The following is a 25,162-nucleotide window of genomic DNA, read 5'->3' on the forward strand; positions in this document are numbered from 1 at the left end:
TTTGCATCACTTGGTAAACCGCTGGAAATAAAAAGCCCCGTGGCTTAAGTGCTTTTTTTCAGCTTTTGCCTGAGGGCATGGCTGGGGCAGGGCGGTCAACTTGCGAGAAGGGCCGGCAAGCGGCGGTGGTGGCCCAATATGGGGCAAGACACTGGCCCAATGCCTCAGTCACCCAGGAGGGCATGCAAGGTTTCGTATTTGTGGCTCAGCTCGCTACGTGTAAATCGTTCTACGATCTGCCCATGCTCCAATACATAGAAGCGGTCGCTGAAGGCAGCAGAGAATTGGGGGCATTGCTCGGCCAGTACGACGGTGTAGCCTCCGTCGCGCAGGGTACAGATGAGTTTGATCAAGGTCTGGGCCTGCACCGGCGCCAGACCTTCCGAGACTTTGTCCAGTAGCAGCAGGTTGACCCCTGTGCGTAGCAGTCGGGCAATCGCCAATATTTTTTGTTCGCCCGTCGATAGCTGAGTGGCCATATGATGCCGACGCTGCTCCAGGCTGGGCAGCAGCTCATAAATTTGCATCAACGACATCCCGCCGCCCAAGGTCGTGCCGATAGCCGGAGGCAGCAGGAGGTTTTCCTCACAACTTAGCCCCGTAAAAATGCTTTGCTCATAAGGGCTGTAGCCCACCCCCAGATCCACCAGCTGATGTTGGCTCAGATGAATGGATTCGGTGCCTTGAATGCGGATGGAGCCTCGACGGCTGTCCGTCAAGCCCACGATGGCACGTAACATGGCGCTGCGGCCAGCCCGGTTGCGGCTCAAGACGGTGCATATCTCGCCGGAGGCAACCTGTAGATTCAATCCGCGCAAGAGCGGAAACTCTCGGTGCCAAGCGTACAGATTCTCAATATCCAGGGCAGCCTGCATCATGAGAACGCTCCTTGTCGTGAGTCGTCAAAATGGGCCTGTACGTTGGCTGATCAGCGCAGGAACCCGTTACGCGTCCTTTGCCTTTGACTGCGGTGATGTTATTTCTCGCAAACGCTAGGCAGAGTCCTTTATGCGTTTCAGTATGAGAGCCCTGGCCCCGCAAAACCATGCGGGTTTGTCATAGGATGGTTTGCTTTATTTCACAGATTGGTAAACAAATGTTGGCAAACCACTGATCTGTTACTTAAGTGTTAACGGTTTTGGGCTTGAAGTCGCACAGATCCGCTATCCCGCACTGGGGACACTTGGGCTTGCGAGCAACACAGATATAACGGCCGTGCAGAATCAGCCAGTGATGAGCATCCAGCAAAAAAGGTTTGGGAATCAGTCGTTCCAGCTTTTTTTCCACTTCCACCACATTTTTTCCCGGTGCAATCCCTGTGCGGTTCGCGACGCGGAAAATATGGGTATCCACAGCAATGGTGGGCAAGCCAAAAGCAGTGTTCAGAACAACATTCGCGGTTTTGCGGCCCACGCCAGGGAGGGCTTCCAGAGCGGCGCGGTCGCAGGGCACCTGGCCTTGATGTTGTTCCAGCAAAATCTTGCAGGTTTTGATGACGTTGGCAGCCTTGGTTTTGTACAGGCCGATCGTCTTGATGGCTTCGCGTAGCCCTTCCTCGCCCATCGCGAGAATACCCTCGGGTGTGCCATGTTCCGGAAAAAAGCGGGCGGTTGCCAAATTCACCGAACGGTCTGTGGCTTGCGCGGACAAAATAACCGCGATCAACAGTTGAAACGTGTCAGCGTATTCCAGTTCGGTGGTGGGTTTGGGGTTGGCTGCCTGAAAACGGCTGAAAATCTCGTAGCGCTTGGCGGCATTCATGGAGTGGTCTCACCGGCGGTTTTGCTGGCGCGCCGGGCACGGGCACGGGCTAGCGCAGAGGCGATGGAGGCCTCCCGTTTGTCGGCCTGGTCGGCATGGTTGGCCAGTACCGGCTTGTTGGCCAACGTACGGGCGGCCAGGTCCGAGCTTTCTTTGTGGCGGGCCAGCAGGCGTTCGCGACGTTGCTCCGTGTCCTGGCGGGCCTGGGCAGCCTGCTCCTTGCTCCATTCGTCGGTAGGCACCATGCTGATGCAGTCTACCGGGCAGGGAGGGACGCACAGCTCACAACCGGTGCAGCGGTCGGCCAGTACGGTATGCATCAGTTTGTTGGCGCCGATAATGGCATCTACCGGGCAGGCCTGAATGCAAAGCGTGCAACCAATACAGTGTTCTTCGATAATCACCGCCCGGCTGGGCCCGGTGAATTCCCCACAATCCGGGTCCAGAGGCAGGGGGGCACGACCCAGCAGCTCGGCCAGGGCCTGTACGCCTGCCTGCCCGCCAGGCGGGCAGCGATTGATGGCCTCACCCTCAAGCGCAATGGCTTGGGCATAGGGCAGACAGGCGTCGTAACCACAGCGGGTGCACTGGGTCTGGGGAAGCAGGGCGTCAATGCGCCGTATCAAAGTGTCGGACATGAATACAAAAACGGGGCCTTCCGGCCCCGTTGGAAACGGCTTAAGCCAGATAATCAGTTGTGCTGACGGATGAAGTCCCTGATTTTAGGACAGATCAGCGTGCGCCAGCGGCTTCCGGAGAAAATCCCGTAATGGCCACAGTTGGGCGCAGTAAATTGTTGCTTGAGGGCAGGCGCGATTTTCGAGCACAGTCCTTGGGCAGAATGGGTTTGACCCTGCCCCGAAATGTCGTCCAGCTCGCCTTCGATGGTGAACAGAGCCACGCCTTCAATATCCTGAGGACGAACTTGTTCACCATGGACATGCCATTGACCTTTAGGCAGGCGGTGCTCCTGGAACACGATGCGGATGGTGTCCAGATAGAACTCGGCAGGCATATCCAGCACCGCATTGTACTCGTCGTAGAAACGGCGGTGCGCCTGGGCGTCATCGTCGTCGCCCTTGATCAGATGCTGATAGAAGTCGTAGTGGGAACTGACATGGCGATCCGGGTTCATGGCCACAAAACCGGCATGCTGCAGAAAACCGGGATACACACGACGATGCGCGCCGGGGTATTTAGCCGGCACGCGATGAATCACATTGTTCTCGAACCAAGAGTAGGACTTGGTGGTGGCCAGACGATTGACCTCCGTGGGGGACTGACGGGTGTCGATGGGACCGCCCATCATGATCATGCTGCGGGGCATGACCGCCGAGCGACGGCTGGCCATCAGTGACACCGCGGCCAGTACCGGCACAGTGGGCTGACAGACGGACATGACATGGACAGTCGGCCCCAGTGTCTGGATGAACTCCTGCACATACAGGACGTAGTCGTCCAGATGAAAGGGGCCGGCGGAGCGGGGCACCATGCGTGCGTCAATCCAGTCGGTGACATACACGCGATGGTCGGGCAGCAGCGCCCGTACAGTCTCACGCAGCAAGGTGGCGTGGTGGCCGGAGAGCGGCGCTACCAGCAAGACGATGGGGTCCTGATCGGCCTTGGGATGATCGCGCTCGAAATGGATCAGTCTGCAAAAAGGTTTGTCCAGACGCACGGTTTCGCGTACGGCGACGGCGTGGCCGTCAATCTGGGTTTCGCTCAGGCCCCAGGCGGGCTTTTCGTAATCCTTGCCGATACGGTGTACCAGTTCAGAGGCCGCCGCCAGTTGGCGCGACAGGGGGGTATAGGCCAGTGGACTGTAGGGATTGGAGAACCATTGGGAGCTGGTGCCGGTAAAGGCGGCCAGCGGAGCCAGAAAAGCCCGCTGGAGTTCGTGCAGATCGTAAAGCATAGAGTGCGCCTTGGTGTTGCCAGGTTTGATACAGAGGAATGTATATGCTTATTTCCTGTGGGAAACAATACGATGTTTACCGTTCCTCTGGACTTGGGATTTTCCCCTTGCTGCAATGCAGCAAGATTTTTATCAAAAGGCGGGATTAGGCGCAAGCGTGGCTGGACATGAACTCCGCCACCTGCTCAGGCTGGTAGAGGGAGCGTGATGGGCTTAACGCTCCAGATACTGTAGTTTGTTCTCCACACCGTTCCAGTCGTCAGCATCCTCCAGTGGTTTTTTGGAGCGGTTGATGCTGCCAAAAATGGGGCTGAGTTCGGCGTTCAGCGCAATGAAGGGAACCTGGTCCTGCGGCACATCTTCTTCGGCAAAAATAGCATTGGCCGGGCATTCGGGAATACAGACGGCGCAGTCGATGCACTCGTCCGGGTCAATCACCAGAAAGTTCGGGCCTTCACGAAAACAGTCGACGGGGCACACATCCACACAGTCGGTGAATTTGCACTTGATACAGTTTTCGGTGACGACGTGGGTCATTTCAGTAACACTCCTGCGGTATCGCTAAGGCGGTTAATCACGGAAAGGTCCGTGTCTGGGTGCGCCACAACGCACAGGGCCTGAACGATAAAAATGGGATTTAAATCGAATCTTTCGATTTTAACGAATATTCGGCGTCTTGCTTATTGAGATGGCGCAATAGCTGTTCCGCTAGATAGCGGTACGCAAGAACGGGCGCCCGTGCTATGGTTGCGCAATCAAAATCGGTAGGTTTGTGATGATCATTACCTCTTTACTTGATACGGACCTGTACAAGTTTTCCATGATGCAGGTTGTTTTGCATCATTTCCCGGCTGCGCACGTGGAGTACCGCTACAAATGCCGTACTCCCAATATTAATTTGAGCCAGTATCTGGACCAGATCCGGGCGGAAATTCATGCGCTGTGTCAGTTGCGTTTTTCAGACGCTGAGCTGGACTATTTGCGGAGCCTGCGCTTTATCAAAAGCGATTTTGTGGATTTCCTGGGTCTGTTTCATTTGCCTGAACGCTGCATTCAGGTGCAGGCAGGCGAAGTGCCCGGCGAGATCGAGATCTCGGTGCAGGGCCCCTGGTTGCACACAATTCTGTTTGAGATCCCCGTGCTGGCCATTGTGAACGAGGTCTACTTTCGCAACGAATGTCCGCAACCGCCTTGGACAGAAGGGCGCGAGCGCCTGCAATCCAAGATGCGTCTGGTGGTGGATGATCCGGCGTTAAGCGATTTTCGTGTGGCTGACTATGGCACGCGCCGCCGCTTTTCCAAGCAGTGGCACGAAGAAGTGGTCACCACCATGATCGAGCAGATGAAGCCGCATTTTGCTGGTACCAGCAATGTCTGGCTGGCCATGAAGTACGGGGTGACGCCCCTGGGCACCATGGGTCACGAGTACTTGCAGGCCTGTCAGGCCCTGGGTCCGCGCTTGCGGGACTCGCAGACGTTCGCCCTGGAGGTATGGGCGAAAGAGTACCGTGGTGACCTGGGTATCGCTTTGTCGGACGTGTACGGCATGGATGCTTTCCTGCGCGATTTTGATATGTATTTCTGCAAACTGTTTGATGGTGCCCGTCACGACTCGGGCGACCCCTTCATCTGGGGCGAGCGTTTGCTGGCGCACTATCAAGCCAACCGTACCGATCCGCGCACCAAGACCTTGGTGTTTTCCGATGGTTTGACTATCCCCAAGGCGATTGAACTGGCCCTGCGTTTTGCCGGTCGGTGCAAAGTGTCGTTCGGGATCGGGACCAATCTGACCAATGATCTGGGGCATGAGCCTTTGCAGATCGTCATGAAGATGGTGCGTTGCAATGGTCAGCCTGTGGCGAAAGTGTCCGATGCTCCTGAAAAGACCATGTGTGATGATCCGGCCTATCTGGCTTACTTGCGACAGGTTTTCCAGCTGCCACCGGCTTGAGCGCGTGCTGATTGCCGCGGGTTCTGTGGATACAGTGCCTCCGGTAACGCAGGCAAGGCGGTACAAAGAGTGGTTCCTGTAGCGAGCGTCTTACCACGCGATAAGGCGCTTGAACGACAAGACGGCAAGGCTGCCAAGCTAATCCGTCGAATCAAAGCCCTCTGCCCAGGCAGAGGGCTTTTTTCATAGACACAGCAAAGCCGCCAGATGCCCGCCGGCTTCACGGGCTTGGGCAATTTGTTCACTATTCAAAGATTTGGGGGCCAGAATGCTTTCTGGCGTCTGGGCGTGGAAATTGAAGATACGGATGGGGGCGACCAGCTCCAGCCGCCAGCCTGTGCAAATCCGTTCCAGTTGTCGTTGCGCACCTTGCCCATCGCTACCGGCGCTGATCAAGGCGGAATAAGGCCGCCCATTCAGCTGATCCAGCACCTCGTAGTAGTTCCGGTCCAGACACTCTTTCATGGCCCCACTCAGGCTGGCCAGATTCTCGGGGGCGCAGAACAGGTAGGCCTGGGAATCGCGTAAATCCTGTGCCTGCACGCGATCGCAATGCACACGTTTGATACGGAGGTGATCGGTCATGTCCAGCTCCCTGAGCACCTCCAGCGCGCCTTCTTCGGCCTGTTCGGCCAACTGGCGGGCGGCGCCAGTACGGGAATGCCAGATCATCAGAAGCTGACGGCATGTGTTCAGACTCATAAGCTCTTACTCGCGGTGATAGACTAGCGGCTACAGTATAGAGAGCCCTCTTCGCGCTGAGTGGCCACATCGACGTAACCCACATGAATCACACCGCTTCTCCCCCTACGGCCGAGTCGGCCTTTACCCCGCTATGGTTCGCGCAAGCCAGCCACGGACTGGATGAGGCAGGGCGCATGCTCTTGCAGGCGGCAGCCGACTGGGCGGGGCCTGTATTGCTGGATCTGACTGGCAGCACCGGCGAGCCCTTGGACAGTCATTGCGCTCAGGTGGCGCTTATTTTGGCGGGTCTGGGCGTGGACGCTCAAACCCGTGCCAGTGCCTTGCTGGCCGTGACCCCGGCCCCGGGGCCGGAGGTCAAGCAGGACCCGGTTCAAAAAGCCTTTGGCACCGAAGTCATGACATTGGTGCGAGGCTCGCGTGCTCTGTATCGACTGGGCTCGATTACCGGCCAGGCCAAGGAACAGACGGGCGGCGGCGATCAGAAAGAAATGAAGCGCAAGATGTTGCTGGCGATGGCGGCCGACTTGCGTATTGTGTTGATGCGTCTGGCCTCGCGGCTGCAGTCCTTGCGCTGGTATCGGCAGTCCAAAACGGTTTGTCCGGTCGGGTTTGCCCGTGAAACGCTGGAGCTGTATACGCCGCTGGCCAATCGTCTGGGTATCTGGCAGATCAAATGGGAAATGGAGGACCTGGCCTTTCGTTTCCTGAACCCCGAGGTCTACAAGGACATTGCAGGCCGTCTGGAAGACAAGCGCGTAGAGCGTGAGACTTTGATTGCTCAGGTGCGAGACCAATTGTTGGCAGCCCTAAAGCGCGAGCATATTGTGGCCGAGGTGTCTGGCCGGCCCAAGCATATCTTCAGTATCTGGAACAAGATGCGTAACAAGCATCTGGATTTCGAGCAGCTGTTTGATCTGCGTGCCTTGCGCGTCATTGTTGAGGATGAACGCAGTTGCTATCACACCCTGGCGGTGGTGCATTCCCTGTGGACCCCCGTGCCCGAGGAGTTTGACGACTACATCTCCCGGCCCAAGCCCAATGGTTACCGCTCCTTGCATACCGTGATTGCGGACGCGCAGGGCCGTTGCTTTGAGATTCAGATCCGCACGCGTGACATGCATCAGTTTGCAGAGTACGGGATGGCGGCTCACTGGCGTTACAAGGAGGCGGGGGCGCAAGGCGGGCAGCAGACGGCCGATGGCGAGGATGACCGCAAGATTGCCTGGATGCGCCAACTGCTGGCCTGGGACAGGGAAGCGGCTACCTCCAACGCGAGTGCCTCGGAGTCTCTGCCTGACAGTCGCACGGAGTCAGCTGGCTCTGCGGCAGACAATGCGCCTGTCAGCAAAAAGGAGGCGCTGGCTCGCCCCTTGAAGGCGCAGGAGGACGAACATATTTATGTGTTGACGCCACAGGCCCGTGTCATTGAGTTGCCTGTGGGTGCAACCCCGGTCGATTTTGCCTATTACTTGCATACCGACTTGGGTCACCGTTGTCGGGGGGCGCGGGTTGATGGGCAGATGGTGCCTTTATCCACCCGTTTGTCGACAGGGCAAACCGTAGAGATTGTGGCCGCCAAGTCGGGAGGGCCATCGCGTGATTGGCTAAATGTGCAACTGGGCTTTTTGGCCAGCCCACGCTCGCGCTCCAAAGTGCGGGCCTGGTTTAATGCGATTGAGTTGCAGCAGCGCATCTCCCAAGGCCAGAGCATGGTCGAAAAAGAGCTGCAAAGGTTGGGCCGCACTGCCGTGAACCTGGAGCAGATGGCGCAACAGCTGGGCTTTGCCAAGGCAGATGACTTGTATGTTGCGGTGGCCAAGGATGAGTTCAGTCTGCGGCAGGTGGACGCCTTGTTCCGTGAGGATGTGCAGGAAGAGGAACCTGTTCAGCGTGTGTTTGACGCGGCCCGGGAAAGTGTCTCGAAAACCGGAAAAAGCGGTGTATTGGTGGTGGGAGTCGATTCGCTGATGACGCAACTGGCCCGTTGCTGTCGTCCTGCTCCTCCGGACCTGATTGCTGGCTTTGTGACCCGGGGGCGCGGAGTGTCCATACACCGTGCTGACTGCAAGTCCTATCAGGAACTGGCCGAGCGACAGCCTGAACGGGCGATCAGTGTGGATTGGGGCGACACGGGAGATACGCAATATCCGGTGGATCTGGCCATTGAGGCGCAGGAACACCCCAGCCTGTTGCGTGATCTGTCGGAAGTGTTTGCCCGCTTGCGTTTGAACGTGACCGGTATTAATACCTTGAGTCGTCGCTCGTTGACGCGCATGATATTTACGATTGAAGTGCGTGATGGCGAGCAAATTCAAAAGGCGTTGGCGGCCTTGAACGAGTTATCGGGGGTCAGCGCCCGCCGCTACTCGTCCTGAACTGCTAAAATCAGTCAACCTACACCTCGCGGGCGTTGTGCCCGCGATTGTTCTTGTCAATCAAGAGAGCGAGCTTTGAAAACCTATACCTTGCCCGACCCGGATGGACATTTTGGTCAGTTTGGTGGTTCGTTTGTCGCTGAAACGCTGGTCCACGCCCTGGACGAGTTGAAAGCAGCCTACGAACAGTATCGGAACGATCCTGAGTTTTTGCATGAGTTTCACTATGAGCTCAAGCACTTTGTTGGTCGTCCCAGCCCCGTGTACCATGCCCGTCGATGGTCGGAGCAACTAGGTGGAGCTCAGATCTGGTTCAAGCGCGAAGATCTCAATCACACTGGCGCACACAAGATCAACAACTGTATTGGACAGATTCTGCTGGCTCGCCGTATGGGCAAGCCACGCATTATCGCGGAAACCGGAGCAGGCCAGCATGGCGTGGCAACGGCGACGGTCGCTGCCCGCTATGGGCTGGAATGCGTGGTTTACATGGGAAGCGAGGACGTGCGTCGTCAAGCGTCCAACGTGTACCGCATGAAACTGCTCGGTGCGACCGTGGTCCCCGTGGAATCGGGTTCGCGCACCCTGAAAGATGCGCTGAACGAAGCCATGCGCGACTGGGTTACCAACATCAGCAATACTTTCTACATTATTGGCACGGTTGCCGGGCCTCATCCTTATCCGATGATGGTGCGCGACTTCCAGTGCGTGATTGGTAACGAGTGTGTGGAGCAGATGCCTCAGGATGCCGGTCGCCAGCCCGATTATGTGCTGGCTTCGGTAGGCGGTGGCTCCAATGCCATGGGCATTTTCTACCCTTATATCGAGCACAAGAATGTCGAGCTGATCGGGGTGGAAGCGGCTGGGCGTGGTCTGGACACGCTGGAACATTCGGCCTCCCTGAACAAGGGCATGGTGGGAGTGTTGCACGGTAACCGCACCTATGTACTGCAGGATGATGACGGTAACGTCATGCCCACGCACTCGGTGTCGGCGGGCCTGGATTACCCCGGTGTCGGTCCTGAGCACGCGTGGTTGAAGGACTGCGGCCGTGCCCAATATGCCACCTGCACCGATGAAGATGCCCTGAAAGCGTTTCACGATTGCTGCCGCATCGAAGGCATCATGCCGGCGCTCGAGTCTTCGCACGCCTTGGCTCATGCGGCTCGTATCGCCCCGACCCTGCCTAAAGACAAGATTATCCTGGTGAGCTTGTCCGGTCGTGGCGATAAAGACATGCACACGGTCGCCGAGTACGGCGGCTTGACACTGTAAGCAATCGGGAACTGATATGTCGAGTAATGTGCGTCTGAAAAAGACGTTTGACGGGTTGAACGGGCGCTGCGCCCTGGTCCCTTATATTACGGCCGGTGATCCCTCGGTGCCTGCGACGGTGGCGTTGATGCATGCCTTGCGTCAGGCAGGGGCGGACGTCATTGAACTGGGCGTGCCCTTTTCTGATCCCACAGCCGATGGCCCGGTGATTCAGCAGGCGGCCGAACGGGCGATCAGCCGCGGCGTGGGTCTGCGCAAAGTGCTGGAGATCGTGCAGCAGTTTCGTCTGATCGACCAGGACACTCCGGTGGTGCTGATGGGATACGCCAACCCGATTGAGCGCATTGGTCAGGCCGAGTTTGCCGTCATGGCGGGCGAGGCCGGGGTGGACGGGGTGCTGACGGTGGATTATCCCCCCGAAGAGTCCGAGGATTTCACCCGTTTGCTGACCGAGCAGGGCGTTGATACCATTTTCCTGCTCTCGCCCACTTCCACGGACGAACGCATCGCCAAGGTGGCGGAGTTGGCCCAAGGCTATGTGTATTATGTATCCCTCAAAGGGGTGACCGGTTCAGCCCAGATTGATGTGGCTGATGTGGAAATGCACTTGCAGCGGATACGTCAGCACGTCAAAATTCCGGTCGGGGTGGGTTTTGGGATTCGTGACGCCGAAAGCGCCCGGGCGATTGCCCGCACGGCGGACGCGGTGGTCATCGGTTCCAAGCTGATCCAGACCATGGAGCAGGCGGTGCAGGAAAATGCTGGCAAAGCGCAAAAGGACATTGATGCGGCAGCAGTAGCGGCAGCTGGTCAATGGCTCGCGCAGATACGCCAGGCGCTGGATAATTAGCCCAAATACCTATTCCGCGTATAGAATCATCTGCCTGTTCTTGATGAACAGGCGCTTTTTTTCAGAATAAAGAGCTTGGTGGGCCTCGCGCCGGCCAAGCGAAAACAGGATCTAACAATGAGCTGGATCGAGAAAATACTCCCGCCGCGAATTAACCGTAACCCTGAAAGCAGCCGTCGCGTGCCCGAAGGGCTGTGGGTGAAATGTCCGTCGTGCGAGTCTGTGCTCTATAAGGAAGATCTCCAGGCCACGTTGAATGTCTGCCCCAAGTGCAGCCATCACATGCGTATTGGTGCTCGGGCCCGGATCAAATCCTTGCTGGACCCCGAAGGCCAGACCGAGATTGGTTCCAATACCCGTCCTATGGACCCCTTGAAGTTCCGTGATTCACGCAAGTATACGGAGCGTGTTTCCGAGGCGACCAAGCAAACGGGTGAAACTGAAGCCATGGTAGTCATGAGCGGCACGATCTTGTCTGTGCCCGCGGTGGTCGCCTGCTTCGAGTTTGAATACATGGGCGGTTCCATGGGTTCGGTGGTTGGCGAGCGCTTCACGCGTGGGGTGCAGGCTGCCATAGCCAATCGCAGCCCCTTTATTTGTGTGGCCGCTTCGGGTGGTGCGCGAATGCAGGAGAGTTTGTTCTCGCTAATGCAGATGGCCAAGACCACGGCGATTTTGGCGGAACTGTCTGAGGCGGGTTTGCCGTTCATCAGCATTCTGACTGATCCTACCATGGGTGGCGTGTCGGCCAGTTTCGCCTTTATGGGCGATGTGGTGATTGCCGAGCCTAACGCCTTAATCGGTTTCGCGGGTCCGCGTGTGATTGAGCAGACAGTGCGTGAGAAGCTGCCAGAGGGTTTCCAGCGTGCCGAGTTCCTGCTGGAAAAGGGCGCTATCGATATGGTGGTGGATCGACGCGAATTGCAGCGTGAGTTGGCGGAGTTGTTGGCTTTGCTGACTCGTCAGCCGGCGGAGGCTGTGTCGCGCCATCCTTGACTGCTACGGCTTTTAGCTTAGGGGGAAACGCCATCTGGAGTCAGGTGGCGTTTTTTATTGCCTGCTGTGATTTGGTATTTTTTGTAGAAAAGTTTGTCTTTTTTGGATTTGGGCTTCTTGGTTAAGACTTCGGGGCGAGATTGGTTTGGTTTTCTTAGGGTGGGGGAGCACGATCCTGAAGCGGGGCTTTGGCCCGCGCTGCGCACGGGTACCCTTGGCGATGGAACAGTCCAGGCGTCCACTGAACTCGCCAGGTACTGGGTCCCCCGGACCCAGTACAAGAGCCTGGCCCAAACAGCACTGGGCTTGATCCCGAATCGCTCAATAGCTCGCGGCTAAAGCCCTGACTCGCACCAGGGCCGTGTTCCCCCATCCCAGGAAGAAAGAAGTATCGCGGAGGGTTCAAGTAGAGGGCTGTGTAAGCTATCTGAAACTGCAACTGCCCTGTCTTGTTCTGTCCCCGTGTTTGGGCCTATACCTCGTTCGTCTGTGTAACTGCGTACGTTTTTCTGCGCTGTTGGCTTTAGCTTTGTTTTCTCTCTTTACGTCTATTTTCGGCGTTGTTTGTCGCTGGAGTTGAAAGCGTTATGGGCTTGAGGCCAAGGCCAAGGCGGATTGAATGTCGAGTACAAGACTGAGGCAGATGGGCCTGGGCTGGAACCTGAGTGAGAGAGAGTAGTGGCTGTTGCGGGAGCGGCTCGGAGTAGCAGGAAGAAGAAGGAGAAGGAGAAGGAGAAGGAGAAGGAGAAGGAGAAGGAGAAGGAGAAGGAGAAGGATGCCGAGTGCCTGCCGTCTTCAGATCAAACAGACATAAAAAAACGCCGCCCTAGAGGGCGGCGTTTTTAGTCTTGCTGTTTACTGCGTTTCGACCTGTTGCAGCGGTTCGCTGTTCTCGGTTTCTGCAGCACGTTGCTTGCGTGGGCGACCCAGGCGCACGGGCGCGGGCTGGTAGTCGTCCTGTGTTGCCGAGCGAGCAGTAGTTTCTACCAGTTCGATGCCTGCTGCGTTCAGCACGGCCTCCAGGGGAGCGGCAGCGGGTTTCGGCGCTTGCTCAGCAGCAGGGGCTTTTTCTGCAGCAGCTTGAGTCTCTACGCGAGTCTCTACGGCTGCAGATTCCACTGGAGTGGTTTCGACGACTGGCGTTTCAGCTGTGGGCTGAACCTGTGCAGGGATAGCTGCTGTTTCCATGGCTTCAGCTGGAGCTTCAGTAACTTCTGCTTTGGCTGGTTCGGCAGCAGCTTCTGCTTGTACAGGAGCGGTGACCTCTTCAGCTGCAGGAGCTTCTGGAGCTGCTTCGGCGGCTGGAGCAGTCGTTTCTTCCTGGGCAGTAGCAGTTTCTGCGGCGCCAGTGTCTACCGGAGCAGCGTCAACGGCGGGAGCGTCTGTCACGGCTTGGGTTTGAGCAGGAGCGGCGGCTGTTTCTACGACTTCAGCTGGAGCTTGGGCGACTTCTGCTGTAGCAGCTTCGGCAGCGGCTTCTGCTTGCACAGGAGCAACGGTTTCGGCTGCGGCAGGAACTTCTGGGGCTACTTCGGCCTGAGCGGCAGCAAGCTCTTCCTGAGCGGGAGCGGTTTCAACAGTGACAGCTTGGGTCGTGACGACCTCTTCAGCTTGTTGGGCAGCCTGGGCAGCGACAGGAGCTTCCTGTGCGGCTTCCACGGCGACAGGGGCGGCTTCTTGGACGGCAGGTGCTTCTTTCGCTGTTTGGGGCTGTTCAGGCTCAGCCGTTGCAGTCTGAGCAGCGGCTTGTTCCTGGGCATCCAGAGCTGCGGGATTGAAGCTGGGCGTTTCGTGAGCAACGTAGGCGCTGGTGCTGCCTTCTTCGTTGTTCTCTTCGTTTTCAGCTACGGCGTTCGCGTCTGTGTTGCGACGTCCACGGCGGCTGCGACGACGACGACGTTTGCGCTCTGGGTCCAGGGCGCTGTTTTCGCTGCTTTCGTCTGTTTCAGCATCCGGGTTGTCGCCCGTATCACTTGTGTCGACCTCAATCTGCTGTTCAGCGCGGGCTGGTGCTTCTTGCTTGCTGGCGGCCACGGCGGCAACGCTGGCAACAGCCGCGGCGGCAAGCGCTTGCTCTGGCTGAGCGTCCGTGGTGTTGTCATCTTTGTTCAGCTCGATGTTTTCCGCATTGCCTTCTTCTCGGCGCTGACGACCACGGCCACGTCGGTTACGCGGGTTGCGGCTGTTGCTGCTGCCTTCTTCGGCAGTGGCGGGGGTTGTGCTGACGTTGGTGTTTTGAGGCGTTTCCAGAGCGGACTCGGTGCCAGCCGATGCCTGACGGCGGCGACCGCGTGTCGTGCTGCTGGCGCTTTCCGTGCTGACTTTTTCTTCCTGAGCTGCCTCTGGACGATTCGCCTGGCGACGACCACGTCCACCTTGGCCTCGGCCGGCATTGGCTTGGCCGGAGCGACCCTGGCGACGACCCGAGGGGGACTTGTCACTTTCGGTTTTGGTGGTTTCGGTCACAGGCTCGGCGGGTTTGCCGGATAGCCAGTTCAGCAGGCGTTTGAGCAAGCCGGGCTTGTCGTCGCTGGCAACGGAAGTCGCGGCGGTTGCAGCGGCTGCCGCAGCAGCAGGCTTGCTCATGGGAGCAGGCTGGGCATGTGTTGTGCTCTTGACCAGGGCTTCCGGACGAGGCTTGATTTCGTGGCTGCGGTGGGGCACCAGGCTGTCCTGCTGTTCTGGCTGCTGTACCAGCTCATAGCTGCTGCGCAGTTCGTCCAGGCGCGGGTCATCATGGCGCAGGCGCTCAATGATGTGGTGCGGCGTTTCCAGATTCTTGTTCGGAATCAGGATCAGGGCAATGTTCAGACGCGACTCGATCTTGGTGATGTCAGCGCGCTTTTCGTTAAGCAGGAAAGTCGCGACATCCACTGGCACTTGAGCGTGCAGGGCGGCGGTGCCTTCTTTCATGGCCTCTTCCTGCAGCAGACGCAGCACGTGCAGGGCGCTGGATTCGGCATCACGAATCACGCCGGTGCCGGTGCAACGCGGGCAAGTGATGTGGGAGCCTTCATTCAGGGCTGGGCGCAGGCGCTGACGCGACAGTTCCATGAGGCCAAAACGTGAGATCTTGCCCATCTGGACACGAGCGCGGTCCAGGTGCAGCGCATCGCGCAGGCGTTGCTCGACAGCACGTTGGTTCTTGCTGTCTTCCATGTCGATGAAGTCGATGACAATCAGGCCGCCCAGGTCACGCAGACGCAACTGGCGGGCCACTTCGTCCGCGGCTTCCTGGTTGGTGCGCAGGGCGGTTTCTTCAATATCAGCGCCACGTGTGGAGCGCGCCGAGTTCACGTCAATGGCTACCAGCGCTTCCGTATGATCGATAACGACGGCACCGCCCGAGGGCAACTGCACAGTACGCGAGTAGGCGGTCTCGATCTGGTGCTCAATCTGAAAGCGCGAGAACAGAGGGATGTCATCGCGGTACATCTTCACGCGATGCAGATTGTCGGGCATGACCACGCTCATGAAAGCGGCGGCCTGCTCGTGAATTTCGTCCGTATCGATCAGGATTTCGCCAATGTCGGGCGAGAAGTAATCGCGGATCGCCCGGATGACCAGGCTGGATTCCAGATAGATCAGGATGGGGGCAGCATTGTCGCGGGCCGCGCCGTCAATGGCGGTCCACAACTGCATCAGGTAGTTCAGGTCCCACTGCAGCTCTTCGACGCTGCGGCCGATACCTGCGGTGCGGGCAATGATGCTCATGCCCTGCGGGATGTCCAGCTGGTCCATGGCTTCGCGCAGTTCCTGGCGGTCTTCGCCTTCTACGCGACGCGATACGCCACCCCCGCGAGGGTTGTTGGGCATCAGGACCAGATAACGACCTGCCAGCGAAATGAACGTGGTCAGGGCTGCGCCTTTGTTGCCGCGTTCTTCTTTCTCAACCTGGATGATTAATTCCTGGCCTTCGACCAGTGCATCCTGGATGCGTGCGCTGCGTACATCAACCCCTTCCTTGAAGTAGCTGCGAGCAACTTCCTTGAAAGGCAGAAAGCCGTGACGCTCTTCGCCGTAACTGACGAAGCAGGCCTCCAGGCCAGGTTCGATGCGGGTGATGACCCCTTTGTAAATATTGCCTTTGCGCTGTTCGCGCCCGGCTGTTTCGATGTCGAGGTCAATGAGTTTTTGACCGTCGACAATGGCGACGCGTAGTTCTTCTTGATGCGTCGCATTGAACAACATGCGTTTCATGAGTGTGGATCTCCGTTGTCATGGAGCACCGAAATATCGGCGCACGACCGCGGGTCACAGGTGTGTAGCGCTATAGCTGCATCAGTTTGGTGCAGGCAGGCAAAATCGGCCTACCGGCTTATAGTCTGGGAGGCACGAGTCGCGCCAGAGCGCGAAGTTCAATCAGCAGAGGGGTCAGAGTCACGGTATGTGTTTGACGAATATAAAATTGCTGGGGGAACGGCAGCCGCATGAATCACGCGGCTGGTGCAAAAGAGCGGGACAATCTGTGCAGGAATTCAGCGCCGCACGCGGGAGGAAAACATCTCTTGGAAAGCGGGCCTTCTTGCCACACGACTTTCGCTATTTCGGACTCACCCCGGCGACCTTATGACCCGGAAGCTGGAACTCAAGGATACAATTATCAGTCCTTGGTCATCCAACGGAGACGCACCCTTTGCATCTCTACGCTGGACCCAGTCTCAGCTTCCATAGGCTGAAGCGATTATATGCCCCTTTTTGTTATGTGCAAACCTCATGAATCACAAAGATCTGTCCCCCAAGTGCGAATGTTACGCATTGATGAAACGCGGGCGGGTCAGCGTATAGACAATTTTTTGATACGCGAATGTAAAGGGGTGCCAAAAAGCCACATTTATAAAGCGATCCGCGGCGGTCAGGTGCGGGTGAATAAAGGCCGCATCAGCAGCGACTATCGCTTGCAAGAGGGCGATATGGTGCGGATTCCGCCCTTGCGGCTGCCCGAGCCCGAGCAGCCACGCCATGTCCCTGCGGCGGTCTTTCCGGTCGTTTTTGAAGACGAACACCTGATGGTGATCGACAAGCCTGCCGGAGTGGCCGTGCACGGCGGCAGCGGTGTGTCCTTTGGCGTGATTGAGCAACTGCGCGCCGCACGACCCCAGGAGCCTTTTCTGGAGCTGGCCCATCGGCTGGACCGGGAGACGTCGGGTTTGCTGATTATTGCCAAACGTCGGGCAGCATTGGTGGGATTGCACGACATGTTTCGCGAAATCCGGGCCCGCAAGTTTTATTGGGCTCTGGTGCAAGGCGATTGGGTGAATGATCGTCAGCATATTCGTCTCCCCTTGTTACGTTGGCTGACGGAAAGCGGAGAGCGGCGTGTCAGGGTGGACCCAACAGGCAAGCCGGCTCACACCATCATCACCATGCAGCGCCGCTTTGGCCGCTTTTCCTTGGTGCAGGCGGAGCTGAAGACCGGGCGCACTCACCAGATTCGGGTGCATCTGGCCCATTCGGGCTTTCCGATAGTGGGCGACGATAAGTATGGCGACGATGCCATTCGCGACCAGTTCGCCCGACAGGGCTTCAAACGCATGTTCCTGCATTCGGGGCGCCTGGAGTTCAATCACCCTGTCACCGGACAGCCTCTGGTTCTGGAGGCTCCTTTACCTGCCGCCTGTCAGGCGGTTCTTGAGCGTTTGGAGAAGTCGTTATGACGTGTTATGCCGCCGTTCTGTTTGATTGGGATGGCACTGTTATGGATTCCACGTACTCCATAGCCAGCTCCATTCAGTTGGCCAGTGCGGATCTGGAGTTGCCCGTGCCCTCGATCCAGCAAGCCAGCTGGGTGATTGGTTTGTCCCTGGAAAGCGCTCTGTACCGCGCCGTGCCGGACCTGACGGCCGAGCAAATGCCGCTGTTTCTGGAGCGTTACCGTCATCACTTTATGCAGCGCGACCCGCATATCAAACTTTTTGATGGAATTTTGCCTTTCATGGGTGAACTTCGTGGCCGTCAGATTGCCTTAGGGGTAGCAACGGGAAAAAGTCGTCAAGGTCTGGACAGAGTGCTGCAGCAGGTCAATCTCAGCACTTTTTTTGACGCCACCCGTTGTGCGGATGAAACCCGCAGCAAGCCTGATCCGGAAATGCTGCATCAATTGCTGGCGGAATTGATGCTGGAGCCCGAACAGGTCTTGATGGTGGGCGATACCGTGCACGATATTCACATGGCGGCCAATGCCGGCATGGATAGCGTGGCGGTGACCTATGGCGCGCACGACCCACAGACTCTGGCCAAAGCCGAACCTACGGTCATGGTTGATAATGTGGCGCAAATGCGCGACTGGGTGTTGGCACGTACTTAAAAGGCGGCAAGCGGGTGTGAAAGCCATCTTGCCCGATAGTTTCAGGAGATGGAAATGTTCAAATCACGCTCGCAGCCCATACAGCCCTCTGAAATTACAGATGAATCGGTGTGGCGGGCTCGACGTCGCTTGTTTTTGCAGGCGCCGGGTGCTTTGGCCCTGGCTGCCGGTTTGCCCGGGCTGGCCCAGGCTGTCCCTGTGGGGCAGGCCTTGTCGTTTAACCCTTCCCAACGCTGGAAGTTGGATGAAACGCCCACCAGCGAGGCCGATGTCACCACGTACAATAATTTCTATGAATTTGGCACGGGCAAGGAAGACCCCTCCCGCCAGTCCGGTCAGTTCAAGACCGAGCCCTGGACCGTGCAGGTTGATGGGTTGGTGCACAAACCGCTGACTTTGGATATGGGCCAGATCTTGAAGCTGGCTCCTTTGGAAGAGCGTATTTATCGCCTGCGCTGTGTCGAAGCCTGGTCCATGGTGGTGCCCTGGGTGGGGTATTCCCTGTCGGCCCTGTTAAAGCAGGCCTCGCCCATGGGGTCGGCTCGCTTTGTGCGGTTTGAAACGGCAGCGGAGCCGGAAACCATGCCGGGCCTGCGTTCCCGGATTCTGGACTGGCCCTATGTGGAAGCGTTGCGATTGGACGAAGCCATGCACCCCCTGACCTTATTGGCGACCGGCTTGTATGGCAAAAGCCTGCCGGTACAGAACGGGGCGCCGGTGCGGCTGATTGTGCCGTGGAAATATGGTTTCAAGTCGGCCAAGTCCTTGGTGCGAATTACCCTGACCGACACCATGCCCGAGTCCAGCTGGATGAAAGTTGCGCCGCATGAATACGGCTTTTACGCCAATGTGAACCCGGATGTTCCTCACCCGCGATGGAGTCAGGCAACAGAGCGGGTGATTGGTTCCGGTTTTTTTGCCACCAAGAAAGCGACGTTGCCCTTTAACGGTTATGCCGAGGATGTGGCCAGTTTGTATGCCAATATGGATTTGAGGCGTTATTACTGATGAAGACCTGGAAAGCCGCGCAGTTGGACAGGCTCAAGCCGTTGGTGTTCCTATTGGGCTTGTTTCCGTTGGGGCGCTGGGTATGGCTTGGTTTTAACAACGGGCTGAGTGCCAATCCAGCCGAGTTTCTGACCCGATCCAGTGGAACCTGGGCCTTGGTGCTGCTGTTGGTGACGCTTGCCTTAAGCCCGGTACGACGTTTGCTGGCGCAACCGGCTCTGGTGCGTTGGCGGCGTATGCTGGGCTTGTTCAGTTTCTTTTATGTGGCCTTGCATACGCTGGCCTGGGCCTGGTGGGATCGATCAGGCAATTGGCTGTCCATGTGGCAGGATATTGTGCAGCGGCCCTTGATTGCGATTGGCCTGATCGCTACCGTCATTCTTTTGCTGCTGACTTTGACGTCCACCCATGGCTGGCAAAAGCGTTTGGGTCGTGGCTGGGGCCGTTTGCATCAGACGGTGTTTTTGGCAGCGGCACTATCCGTTTTGCATTTCTACCTGATTCGGATCGGTAAAAATGACGTGGTGGAAGTGTATGTCTACGGTCTGATACTGGTGGGGCTGCTGATCTTGCGTCGTTGGCCTGTATTGAATCAGCCTGCGAAGTAAAAGAAGTAGATCAACAGAAAAACAGGTAATGGGCTTTGTGCTCATTACCTGTTTTTTTATCAGTTCAGGCTTTGCAAAATGGCGGCGGTCTCTGCGTCCAGCAAACCGTCATAGCGTGCGGGACGATAGTGCATCTGGAAGGCGGCAATGACATTCTGCGTGGCTTTGTCAAAAACGCCGCTGTCCGGGGTGTCATAACCTGCCTTGCGCAGCAGGGCCTGGGTCTGGGCAGCAGACGGCAAGGGGCGGGTGGCGTACTGTGCTTGCAGTGCGCGGGCCTGGGCTTCGTTGTACCAGCGGCCTATACCTGCCTGGGCCAGCTCCTTCCAAGGGAAATGAGGGCCCGGGTCTAGTTTGCGCTGAGGGGCGGCGTCACTGTGACCGATGATATTGCGTGGGGTGACGCCATGTCGTTGGGCCAGATCTTTAATCAGTACCTTCAGAGCCTCGATTTGGGAGCGCGTGTAGGGCGCCCAACGGCCGTCGGGCAGACGGCCCATATTGACGATTTCGATGCCTATCGAGCCGGTGTTCAGGTCTGTGAAGCCGTACCAGGAACCCACGCCCGCATGCCAGGCGCGCCGCTCTTCGGGAACCAGACGGTAGACGGTAGGACGGCGTTCGTCGCTCACTAGATAATGGGCGCTGACATCCCGCTGCGTCAGGACCTTCAGGGAGGTGGCGTGATCGCCTGCCGTGTAATGCAGGACCAGATAGCGAACACGACTGTTCTGACCCTGAGCGCTGTAGCTGTCGTCGAATTTAAAAGGGCCGCTGCTGCCACAGGCAGCCAGCAACGCAGTCAGACTGATTACGCCGATGCGCAGGGCGCGAGAGAGGGCTCTCATGTCAACGGCCCGCCAGGAACAGGAAGATGCAGGGGGTTTTGTCCAGCGCAGGCGGCTGACGCTCACGCCACTGCTCTATCGTGGCGGTCTGGATCAGCTCACGTGAGCCGGTCAAGTCACGAGCCAGGCATAAACGCGTTGTGGGTTTCAAGGACTGCAGCAAGGTGCTGTACATGGCCTGGTTGCGATAGGGTGTTTCGATCAGGATCTGCGTTTGTTTCAGGCTTTGGGACTGGCTTTCCCATTGCTTGAGCTGCTTGGCCCGTGCGCTGCTATCGACGGGCGCGTAGCCGTGAAAGACAAACTGCTGGCCGTCCAGGCCGCTGGCCATCAGGCTGAGCAGAATGGAGGAGGGGCCGACATGCGGACGCACAGGGATTTTCATCTCGTGGGCCATGGCCACCACCAGCGCGCCGGGGTCGGCCACCGCGGGGCATCCGGCTTCCGAAACCAGACCGATGGCCTGGCCCTGCAGGGCTGGTTTCAGCCATTCGCGCATTTCGCCTGGCTTGTTGCCCCGCTTGTCCAGGGTGTGGATCGTGATTTCCTGCAGGGGCACGGCGGGCTCGACCAGCTTCAAGAAAGCGCGGGCAGTTTTGGCGTTCTCAGCAATAAAGACGGTCAGCTCGCGCGTCAGCGCCTTGACATCGGCAGGCAGCCAGCCACTGATCGGGCTCTCGCTTAAGCCGACGGGGATCAGATGCAGAGGGGCGACTTGGGGCATGAGGGGGCAGTCCTAATCGGAAAGGGGGAAAGGGTGGGGGAGCAAGGGGTTCAGACCAAAGTGGCGCAGCAAGGTACACAGCTCGATCAGGGGCAGGCCAATAATAGCGGTGGGGTCATCGGAACGCATCGATTCCATCAGGCCAATTCCCAGCCCTTCCGCTTTGGCGCTGCCGGCAGTGTCATAGGGTTTTTCTTGTTGCAGGTAATACTCGATCTCCTCATCGTTCAAGGCGCGAAAGCGACAATTGGTAACAATATCGCGGCAGAGAAATTCTTTGCCGTCTGTGACGCACAAGGCACTATGGAAATCGATGTTCTGGCCACTCAACCGTCGTAGCTGCTTTTGCGCGCCAGCATGGTCGCCGGGCTTGCCAATGGCATCTTTGCCGGACGTAGCGACCTGATCGGAGCCAATAACCAGCGCACCCGGGTTGAGCTGGCTGACCCGGGCGGCTTTTTCCCGTGCCAGACGCAGGCTGAGCGCAGCCGGATCTTCTCCGGGCAAGGGGGTTTCATCAATGTCCGGGGACTGACAGGTGAAAGGCAGGCCCAAACGCGCTAACATAGCGCGGCGATAGACTGAGCTTGATGCAAGGATGAGACGCATGGTGTGTTTTAGCTGTGCTTTGGTTTGACTGCCTTGTGTTTAGCACGGTATTATCTAATGTTTTCTTCGTTATTGAAATGGCTGTGGGCGGGCTTGGCGATAAGTGGGTCATGTTTTACAGGCTTGAATAACGAAGGGCAGGAAAAAGCAGTGCAAGAAAAAATGGTAGAGCTTTAGGCGATACCAAAGCAGTAAATGCACGTAATGCACATAAGCCGTAAACAAGCAGCAAACAAGCAAAGCAAATACGCGGTATCCAAATCTTGGTTAAGCCGCGGTTTGATGCCCTGAGCATACTTATGACGACACTGTATATCGACACTTTGAACCTTGCTCGCGCTCCCCAGGAAATGGCGGGCCAGGTGCGGGTGGAAGATTTGTCTCGTCTGGTGTCCGATTTGCCCGATCAAGGCGATTTGCGCATTGACTGGAGCGTGTCGGGTCGGGAAGATTCTGTCCGGCGCCGTTTTGTGCATGTGCAGGCCAAAGGCAGTGTCATTCTGGAATGCCAGCGCTGTGTAAAGCCCTTCGAGTGGCCCATCGATATTTCTAACGAAGTACAGATTGTGGCAAGCGAGGCCGAGCTTGAGCTGGATGATGACGATGCCGAAGGTCCTGATCGCATCTTGTGCGAAGGCCACCTGGATGTCTTGGGCTTGGTCGAGGATGAACTGATTCTCAGCGTGCCCTATGTGCCGCGCCATGAGGTTTGTCCCGAGGCTCAGTCCCTGTCCATGGAAGCTAAATCGGACGACCTGGACGAGTCCGCCTTTGAGCGGCCGTCACCGTTTGCTGTATTGGGTTCGCTCAAGAAGTCTTGATTGTTGTTACTAATTCATTAATTTTTTCAGGCTGCACCCATTTATTCGGGGTTGTCCATCTACAGGAGTCATCATGGCTGTTCAGCAGAATAAAAAGAGCCCGTCCCGGCGTAACATGCGTCGTTCGCACGACGCGCTTACTGGTCCTTCGACGGCTATCGAGCCTACGACCGGTGAATTGCACCTGCGTCACCACATCAGCCCCAACGGCATCTATCGTGGCCGTAAAGTGCTGAAAACAAAGAACGACGAGTAATAGTCTCTTTGTCGTTGCAAGCAACATAGGTTGCATGCTTGATGTCTAACAAAAAAATACGTATTGCCATCGATTGCATGGGCGGCGATATCGGTTTATCCGTCACTGTCCCTGCAGCGCTTCTTTTTGCCAAGCGCTATCCGGATGTGCACTGCTTATTGGTTGGCGAGCCTCAGGCCATCGAGCAAACATTGCGTGCGCAAGGTAATGTCGATACCTCCTGGTACGACATTCTTCCCGCATCCGAAGTTGTCACCATGGCCGATTCGGTTGAGGTGGCCTTGCGCCGCAAAAAAGACTCCTCCATGCGTGTGGCTGCCCAGTCCGTCAAGGACGGGATAGCTGATGCCTGCATTTCCGCGGGCAACACCGGCGCATGGATGGCAATTTCGCGCTACGTACTCAAAACTCTGGATGGGATTGATCGCCCAGCCATTGCCACGTCCATTCCGAACCAGAAGGGCGGGGCCACGATCATGCTGGATCTGGGTGCCAATGTGGATTGTTCCGCACAACACCTGCTGCAGTTCGCCATCATGGGCTCTGCCCTGGCCAGCATCGTGGATCGCCATGAGCGTCCCACCGTGGGCTTGCTCAATATTGGGGAAGAGGTCATCAAAGGCAACGAAGTCGTCAAGAAGGCGGCGGAGTTGTTGCGCTCCAGCGGACTGAATTTTTACGGCAACGTGGAAGGTGACGATATCTGCAAAGGTACCGTCAACGTGGTCGTGTGCGACGGTTTCGTGGGCAATGTGGTCCTCAAGTCCATTGAGGGGCTGGCCAAGATGGTCGGCAGTATGCTGCGCGACGAATTTACCCGTGACCCCTTGAGCAAATTATCCGCCTTGCTGGCTCGTCCAGTCTTGAATCGTTTCCGCGACAGGGTGGATAATCGCCGACATAACGGTGCGGCCCTTTTGGGTTTACGCGGTATTGTTATCAAGAGTCATGGTTCTGCCGATGCCTACGCTTTCGGTTATGCTTTGCAGCGAGCCCGCGGTGCGGTGCTCAATGGTCTGCTCAGCGGCACCAGCCAGGCAGTCGAGCGCATCATGCAAAGCGTCAGCCTGCATGAAGAGCAAAGCGGCGAACCAGATACACGCCATACTTCAGAGCCCTCGTCCTCATAAGAACGGGCTTGATCGGGAACCTAATTATGACGATATTTGCCAAGATTATCGGTACAGGCGGCTACCTGCCTCCTCGGATTGTGTCTAACGATGATCTGGCTGCTGAGCTGGCTCAAAAAGGTATCGAAACCTCCGATCAGTGGATTGTTGAGCGTACCGGTATTCACCAGCGTCATCTTGCCGATCCCGGTGTTCGCACCAGTCAGTTGGCGACTCAGGCTGCACGTCAGGCGCTGGAAGATGCCGGTCTGGCTGCCCAGGATCTGGACCTGATCGTGGTGGCAACCTCCACCCCCGATTATGTTTTTCCCAGCACCGCCTGCCTTGTGCAGGCCGAACTGGGTAATAAAGGCGCTGCCGCGTACGACGTACAGGCAGTGTGCAGCGGCTTTGTGTATGCCTTGACCACGGCGGATGCCATGATTAAGGCTGGCCGTGCACGCAATGCGCTGGTTATCGGCGCCGAAGTGTTCTCCAGCATTCTGGATTGGGACGACCGCGCCACCTGTGTCCTGTTTGGTGACGGGGCGGGGGCGGTGGTTCTGCAAGCCAGTGATGAGCCCGGTATTTTGGCCGCCCAACTCAATGCTGATGGCAGCCAAATGGGTATTTTGTGCGCGGCAGGCAATGTCTCGCATGGCCAGGTGGTGGGCGATCCCTTCCTGCGCATGGATGGTCAGGCTGTGTTCAAGCTGGCTGTCACCTCTCTGGCCGCCTCGGCCAATCAAGTTTGCGAACAGGCAGGTGTTTCCCTGGCTGATATCGATTGGCTGGTTCCGCATCAGGCCAACGTTCGCATCATCAATTTTCTGGGTCGTAAGCTGGGTATCCCCTCCGAGAAGGTGGTTATCACGGTTGATCAACATGCCAACACCTCGGCAGCCAGTGTGCCTTTGGCCCTGAATGCCGCTCGCCGGGATGGTCGTATCCGTGCCGGTGATCTGGCCTTGTTGCAAGGCGTGGGTGGCGGCTTTACCTGGGGTTCGGTGCTGGTCCGCTGCTAAGTAGCGCGATCCGGATTAC

General features: G+C 57.4%; 23 protein-coding genes. 13 read left to right on the forward strand and 10 right to left on the reverse strand.

Annotation, left to right across the window (positions count from 1 at the left end; genetic code table 11):
• Window positions 1-164: 164 nt before the first annotated feature.
• The 5 genes from V6936_RS01155 to fdxA all read right to left on the reverse strand — a co-directional run bounded on the left by V6936_RS01155 (window position 165) and on the right by fdxA (window position 4,213).
• Entirely contained in the window at window positions 165-878 is a 714-nt protein-coding gene (locus V6936_RS01155; protein ID WP_131070736.1) for an ABC transporter ATP-binding protein, read from the reverse strand.
• Window positions 879-1,122: 244 nt separating this feature from the next.
• A complete protein-coding gene (gene nth / locus V6936_RS01160) occupies window positions 1,123-1,761 on the reverse strand; it encodes an endonuclease III (RefSeq protein WP_003800998.1) in 639 nt (212 codons plus the stop codon).
• Entirely contained in the window at window positions 1,758-2,399 is a 642-nt protein-coding gene (locus V6936_RS01165; RefSeq protein ID WP_336579260.1) for an RnfABCDGE type electron transport complex subunit B, read from the reverse strand. Before V6936_RS01165 ends, nth begins: the two co-directional genes overlap by 4 nt.
• Window positions 2,400-2,452: 53 nt before the next feature.
• Window positions 2,453-3,676 carry a polyhydroxyalkanoate depolymerase gene (locus tag V6936_RS01170; RefSeq protein WP_336579261.1) on the reverse strand — a complete coding sequence of 408 codons (1,224 nt, stop codon included), beginning with the start codon at window positions 3,674-3,676 and terminating at the stop codon, window positions 2,453-2,455.
• Between the two features lie 213 nt (window positions 3,677-3,889).
• Window positions 3,890-4,213 (reverse strand): ferredoxin FdxA, encoded by a 324-nt coding sequence (fdxA, locus tag V6936_RS01175; protein WP_003800991.1) that lies wholly within the window; start codon window positions 4,211-4,213, stop codon window positions 3,890-3,892.
• Between the two features lie 238 nt (window positions 4,214-4,451).
• Between fdxA and pncB the strand changes: the two genes are divergently transcribed.
• The gene (pncB, locus tag V6936_RS01180) at window positions 4,452-5,627 is read left to right on the forward strand and encodes a nicotinate phosphoribosyltransferase (protein WP_003800989.1); all 1,176 of its coding nucleotides are present in this window, start codon (window positions 4,452-4,454) and stop codon (window positions 5,625-5,627) included.
• Between the two features lie 183 nt (window positions 5,628-5,810).
• On the opposite strand, the gene V6936_RS01185 is transcribed toward pncB, so the two are convergent.
• Window positions 5,811-6,329, reverse strand: a complete 519-nt coding sequence (locus tag V6936_RS01185) for a flavodoxin family protein (RefSeq protein WP_131070735.1) — start codon at window positions 6,327-6,329, stop codon at window positions 5,811-5,813.
• An 83-nt stretch (window positions 6,330-6,412) separates the two neighbouring features.
• Between V6936_RS01185 and V6936_RS01190 the strand changes: the two genes are divergently transcribed.
• The 4 genes from V6936_RS01190 to accD all read left to right on the forward strand — a co-directional run bounded on the left by V6936_RS01190 (window position 6,413) and on the right by accD (window position 11,828).
• Window positions 6,413-8,707, forward strand: coding sequence for a RelA/SpoT family protein (locus V6936_RS01190; protein WP_003800985.1), 2,295 nt, complete (start codon window positions 6,413-6,415; stop codon window positions 8,705-8,707).
• 75 nt (window positions 8,708-8,782) lie between these two features.
• Window positions 8,783-9,982 (forward strand): tryptophan synthase subunit beta, encoded by a 1,200-nt coding sequence (gene trpB, locus V6936_RS01195; RefSeq protein WP_003800983.1) that lies wholly within the window; start codon window positions 8,783-8,785, stop codon window positions 9,980-9,982.
• Between the two features lie 16 nt (window positions 9,983-9,998).
• A complete protein-coding gene (gene trpA, locus V6936_RS01200) occupies window positions 9,999-10,832 on the forward strand; it encodes a tryptophan synthase subunit alpha (protein ID WP_003800981.1) in 834 nt (277 codons plus the stop codon).
• A gap of 117 nt (window positions 10,833-10,949) precedes the next feature.
• On the forward strand, window positions 10,950-11,828 hold the full coding sequence (accD, locus tag V6936_RS01205; RefSeq protein ID WP_039943198.1) for an acetyl-CoA carboxylase, carboxyltransferase subunit beta: 879 nt from the start codon (window positions 10,950-10,952) through the stop codon (window positions 11,826-11,828).
• A gap of 855 nt (window positions 11,829-12,683) precedes the next feature.
• On the opposite strand, the gene V6936_RS01210 is transcribed toward accD, so the two are convergent.
• Window positions 12,684-16,028, reverse strand: coding sequence for an Rne/Rng family ribonuclease (locus V6936_RS01210; RefSeq protein ID WP_219234968.1), 3,345 nt, complete (start codon window positions 16,026-16,028; stop codon window positions 12,684-12,686).
• Between the two features lie 488 nt (window positions 16,029-16,516).
• Here V6936_RS01210 and V6936_RS01215 point away from each other — a divergent pair, with 488 nt between their 5' ends.
• From V6936_RS01215 to V6936_RS01230, 4 genes are read left to right on the forward strand one after another with little or no spacing between them, the layout of a single operon-like run.
• Entirely contained in the window at window positions 16,517-17,485 is a 969-nt protein-coding gene (locus V6936_RS01215) for an RluA family pseudouridine synthase (protein WP_415301827.1), read from the forward strand.
• A complete protein-coding gene (locus V6936_RS01220) occupies window positions 17,482-18,135 on the forward strand; it encodes an HAD family hydrolase (RefSeq protein ID WP_336579263.1) in 654 nt (217 codons plus the stop codon). The genes V6936_RS01215 and V6936_RS01220 overlap by 4 nt, the downstream gene beginning before the upstream one ends.
• 54 nt (window positions 18,136-18,189) lie before the next feature.
• A complete protein-coding gene (msrP, locus tag V6936_RS01225) occupies window positions 18,190-19,143 on the forward strand; it encodes a protein-methionine-sulfoxide reductase catalytic subunit MsrP (RefSeq protein WP_336579264.1) in 954 nt (317 codons plus the stop codon).
• The gene (locus V6936_RS01230; RefSeq protein ID WP_131070733.1) at window positions 19,143-19,751 is read left to right on the forward strand and encodes a sulfite oxidase heme-binding subunit YedZ; all 609 of its coding nucleotides are present in this window, start codon (window positions 19,143-19,145) and stop codon (window positions 19,749-19,751) included. The genes msrP and V6936_RS01230 overlap by 1 nt, the downstream gene beginning before the upstream one ends.
• Before the next feature lie 59 nt (window positions 19,752-19,810).
• On the opposite strand, the gene V6936_RS01235 is transcribed toward V6936_RS01230, so the two are convergent.
• From V6936_RS01235 to V6936_RS01245, 3 genes are read right to left on the reverse strand one after another with little or no spacing between them, the layout of a single operon-like run.
• Window positions 19,811-20,599, reverse strand: a complete 789-nt coding sequence (locus tag V6936_RS01235; RefSeq protein WP_003800972.1) for an N-acetylmuramoyl-L-alanine amidase — start codon at window positions 20,597-20,599, stop codon at window positions 19,811-19,813.
• Between the two features lies 1 nt (window position 20,600).
• Window positions 20,601-21,323, reverse strand: a complete 723-nt coding sequence (locus V6936_RS01240) for an SAM-dependent methyltransferase (RefSeq protein WP_059318004.1) — start codon at window positions 21,321-21,323, stop codon at window positions 20,601-20,603.
• Window positions 21,324-21,335: 12 nt separating this feature from the next.
• Window positions 21,336-21,890, reverse strand: coding sequence for a Maf family protein (locus V6936_RS01245; RefSeq protein WP_240209428.1), 555 nt, complete (start codon window positions 21,888-21,890; stop codon window positions 21,336-21,338).
• Window positions 21,891-22,231: 341 nt separating this feature from the next.
• Here V6936_RS01245 and V6936_RS01250 point away from each other — a divergent pair, with 341 nt between their 5' ends.
• From V6936_RS01250 to V6936_RS01265, 4 genes are all read left to right on the forward strand, one after another.
• The gene (locus V6936_RS01250; protein WP_003800969.1) at window positions 22,232-22,753 is read left to right on the forward strand and encodes a YceD family protein; all 522 of its coding nucleotides are present in this window, start codon (window positions 22,232-22,234) and stop codon (window positions 22,751-22,753) included.
• 73 nt (window positions 22,754-22,826) lie between these two features.
• Window positions 22,827-23,009 carry a 50S ribosomal protein L32 gene (gene rpmF / locus V6936_RS01255; protein WP_003800968.1) on the forward strand — a complete coding sequence of 61 codons (183 nt, stop codon included), beginning with the start codon at window positions 22,827-22,829 and terminating at the stop codon, window positions 23,007-23,009.
• Between the two features lie 41 nt (window positions 23,010-23,050).
• Entirely contained in the window at window positions 23,051-24,139 is a 1,089-nt protein-coding gene (gene plsX, locus V6936_RS01260) for a phosphate acyltransferase PlsX (protein ID WP_003800967.1), read from the forward strand.
• A 26-nt stretch (window positions 24,140-24,165) separates the two neighbouring features.
• Window positions 24,166-25,143, forward strand: a complete 978-nt coding sequence (locus V6936_RS01265) for a beta-ketoacyl-ACP synthase III (protein ID WP_059318003.1) — start codon at window positions 24,166-24,168, stop codon at window positions 25,141-25,143.
• Window positions 25,144-25,162 lie beyond the last annotated feature (19 nt).

Source organism: Alcaligenes sp. CHO6 (assembly GCF_037120595.1).
Lineage (GTDB): Bacteria > Pseudomonadota > Gammaproteobacteria > Burkholderiales > Burkholderiaceae_B > Alcaligenes > Alcaligenes ammonioxydans.

Excerpts from the sequence above, each read along its gene's own strand:
- V6936_RS01230 (WP_131070733.1), top strand. The coding sequence starts at position 19,143 with ATGAAGACCTGGAAAGCCGCGCAGTTGGACAGGCTCAAGCCGTTGGTG.
- msrP (WP_336579264.1), top strand. The coding sequence starts at position 18,190 with ATGTTCAAATCACGCTCGCAGCCCATACAGCCCTCTGAAATTACAGAT.
- nth (WP_003800998.1), bottom strand. The coding sequence starts at position 1,761 with ATGAATGCCGCCAAGCGCTACGAGATTTTCAGCCGTTTTCAGGCAGCC.
- V6936_RS01250 (WP_003800969.1), top strand. The coding sequence starts at position 22,232 with ATGACGACACTGTATATCGACACTTTGAACCTTGCTCGCGCTCCCCAG.
- fdxA (WP_003800991.1), bottom strand. The coding sequence starts at position 4,213 with ATGACCCACGTCGTCACCGAAAACTGTATCAAGTGCAAATTCACCGAC.
- V6936_RS01185 (WP_131070735.1), bottom strand. The coding sequence starts at position 6,329 with ATGAGTCTGAACACATGCCGTCAGCTTCTGATGATCTGGCATTCCCGT.
- accD (WP_039943198.1), top strand. The coding sequence starts at position 10,950 with ATGAGCTGGATCGAGAAAATACTCCCGCCGCGAATTAACCGTAACCCT.
- V6936_RS01165 (WP_336579260.1), bottom strand. The coding sequence starts at position 2,399 with ATGTCCGACACTTTGATACGGCGCATTGACGCCCTGCTTCCCCAGACC.
- V6936_RS01190 (WP_003800985.1), top strand. The coding sequence starts at position 6,413 with ATGAATCACACCGCTTCTCCCCCTACGGCCGAGTCGGCCTTTACCCCG.
- rpmF (WP_003800968.1), top strand. The coding sequence starts at position 22,827 with ATGGCTGTTCAGCAGAATAAAAAGAGCCCGTCCCGGCGTAACATGCGT.
- V6936_RS01240 (WP_059318004.1), bottom strand. The coding sequence starts at position 21,323 with ATGCCCCAAGTCGCCCCTCTGCATCTGATCCCCGTCGGCTTAAGCGAG.
- V6936_RS01210 (WP_219234968.1), bottom strand. The coding sequence starts at position 16,028 with ATGAAACGCATGTTGTTCAATGCGACGCATCAAGAAGAACTACGCGTC.
- pncB (WP_003800989.1), top strand. The coding sequence starts at position 4,452 with ATGATCATTACCTCTTTACTTGATACGGACCTGTACAAGTTTTCCATG.
- V6936_RS01245 (WP_240209428.1), bottom strand. The coding sequence starts at position 21,890 with ATGTTAGCGCGTTTGGGCCTGCCTTTCACCTGTCAGTCCCCGGACATT.
- plsX (WP_003800967.1), top strand. The coding sequence starts at position 23,051 with ATGTCTAACAAAAAAATACGTATTGCCATCGATTGCATGGGCGGCGAT.
- V6936_RS01170 (WP_336579261.1), bottom strand. The coding sequence starts at position 3,676 with ATGCTTTACGATCTGCACGAACTCCAGCGGGCTTTTCTGGCTCCGCTG.
- V6936_RS01235 (WP_003800972.1), bottom strand. The coding sequence starts at position 20,599 with ATGAGAGCCCTCTCTCGCGCCCTGCGCATCGGCGTAATCAGTCTGACT.
- trpA (WP_003800981.1), top strand. The coding sequence starts at position 9,999 with ATGTCGAGTAATGTGCGTCTGAAAAAGACGTTTGACGGGTTGAACGGG.
- V6936_RS01155 (WP_131070736.1), bottom strand. The coding sequence starts at position 878 with ATGATGCAGGCTGCCCTGGATATTGAGAATCTGTACGCTTGGCACCGA.
- V6936_RS01265 (WP_059318003.1), top strand. The coding sequence starts at position 24,166 with ATGACGATATTTGCCAAGATTATCGGTACAGGCGGCTACCTGCCTCCT.
- V6936_RS01215 (WP_415301827.1), top strand. The coding sequence starts at position 16,517 with ATGCCCCTTTTTGTTATGTGCAAACCTCATGAATCACAAAGATCTGTC.
- V6936_RS01220 (WP_336579263.1), top strand. The coding sequence starts at position 17,482 with ATGACGTGTTATGCCGCCGTTCTGTTTGATTGGGATGGCACTGTTATG.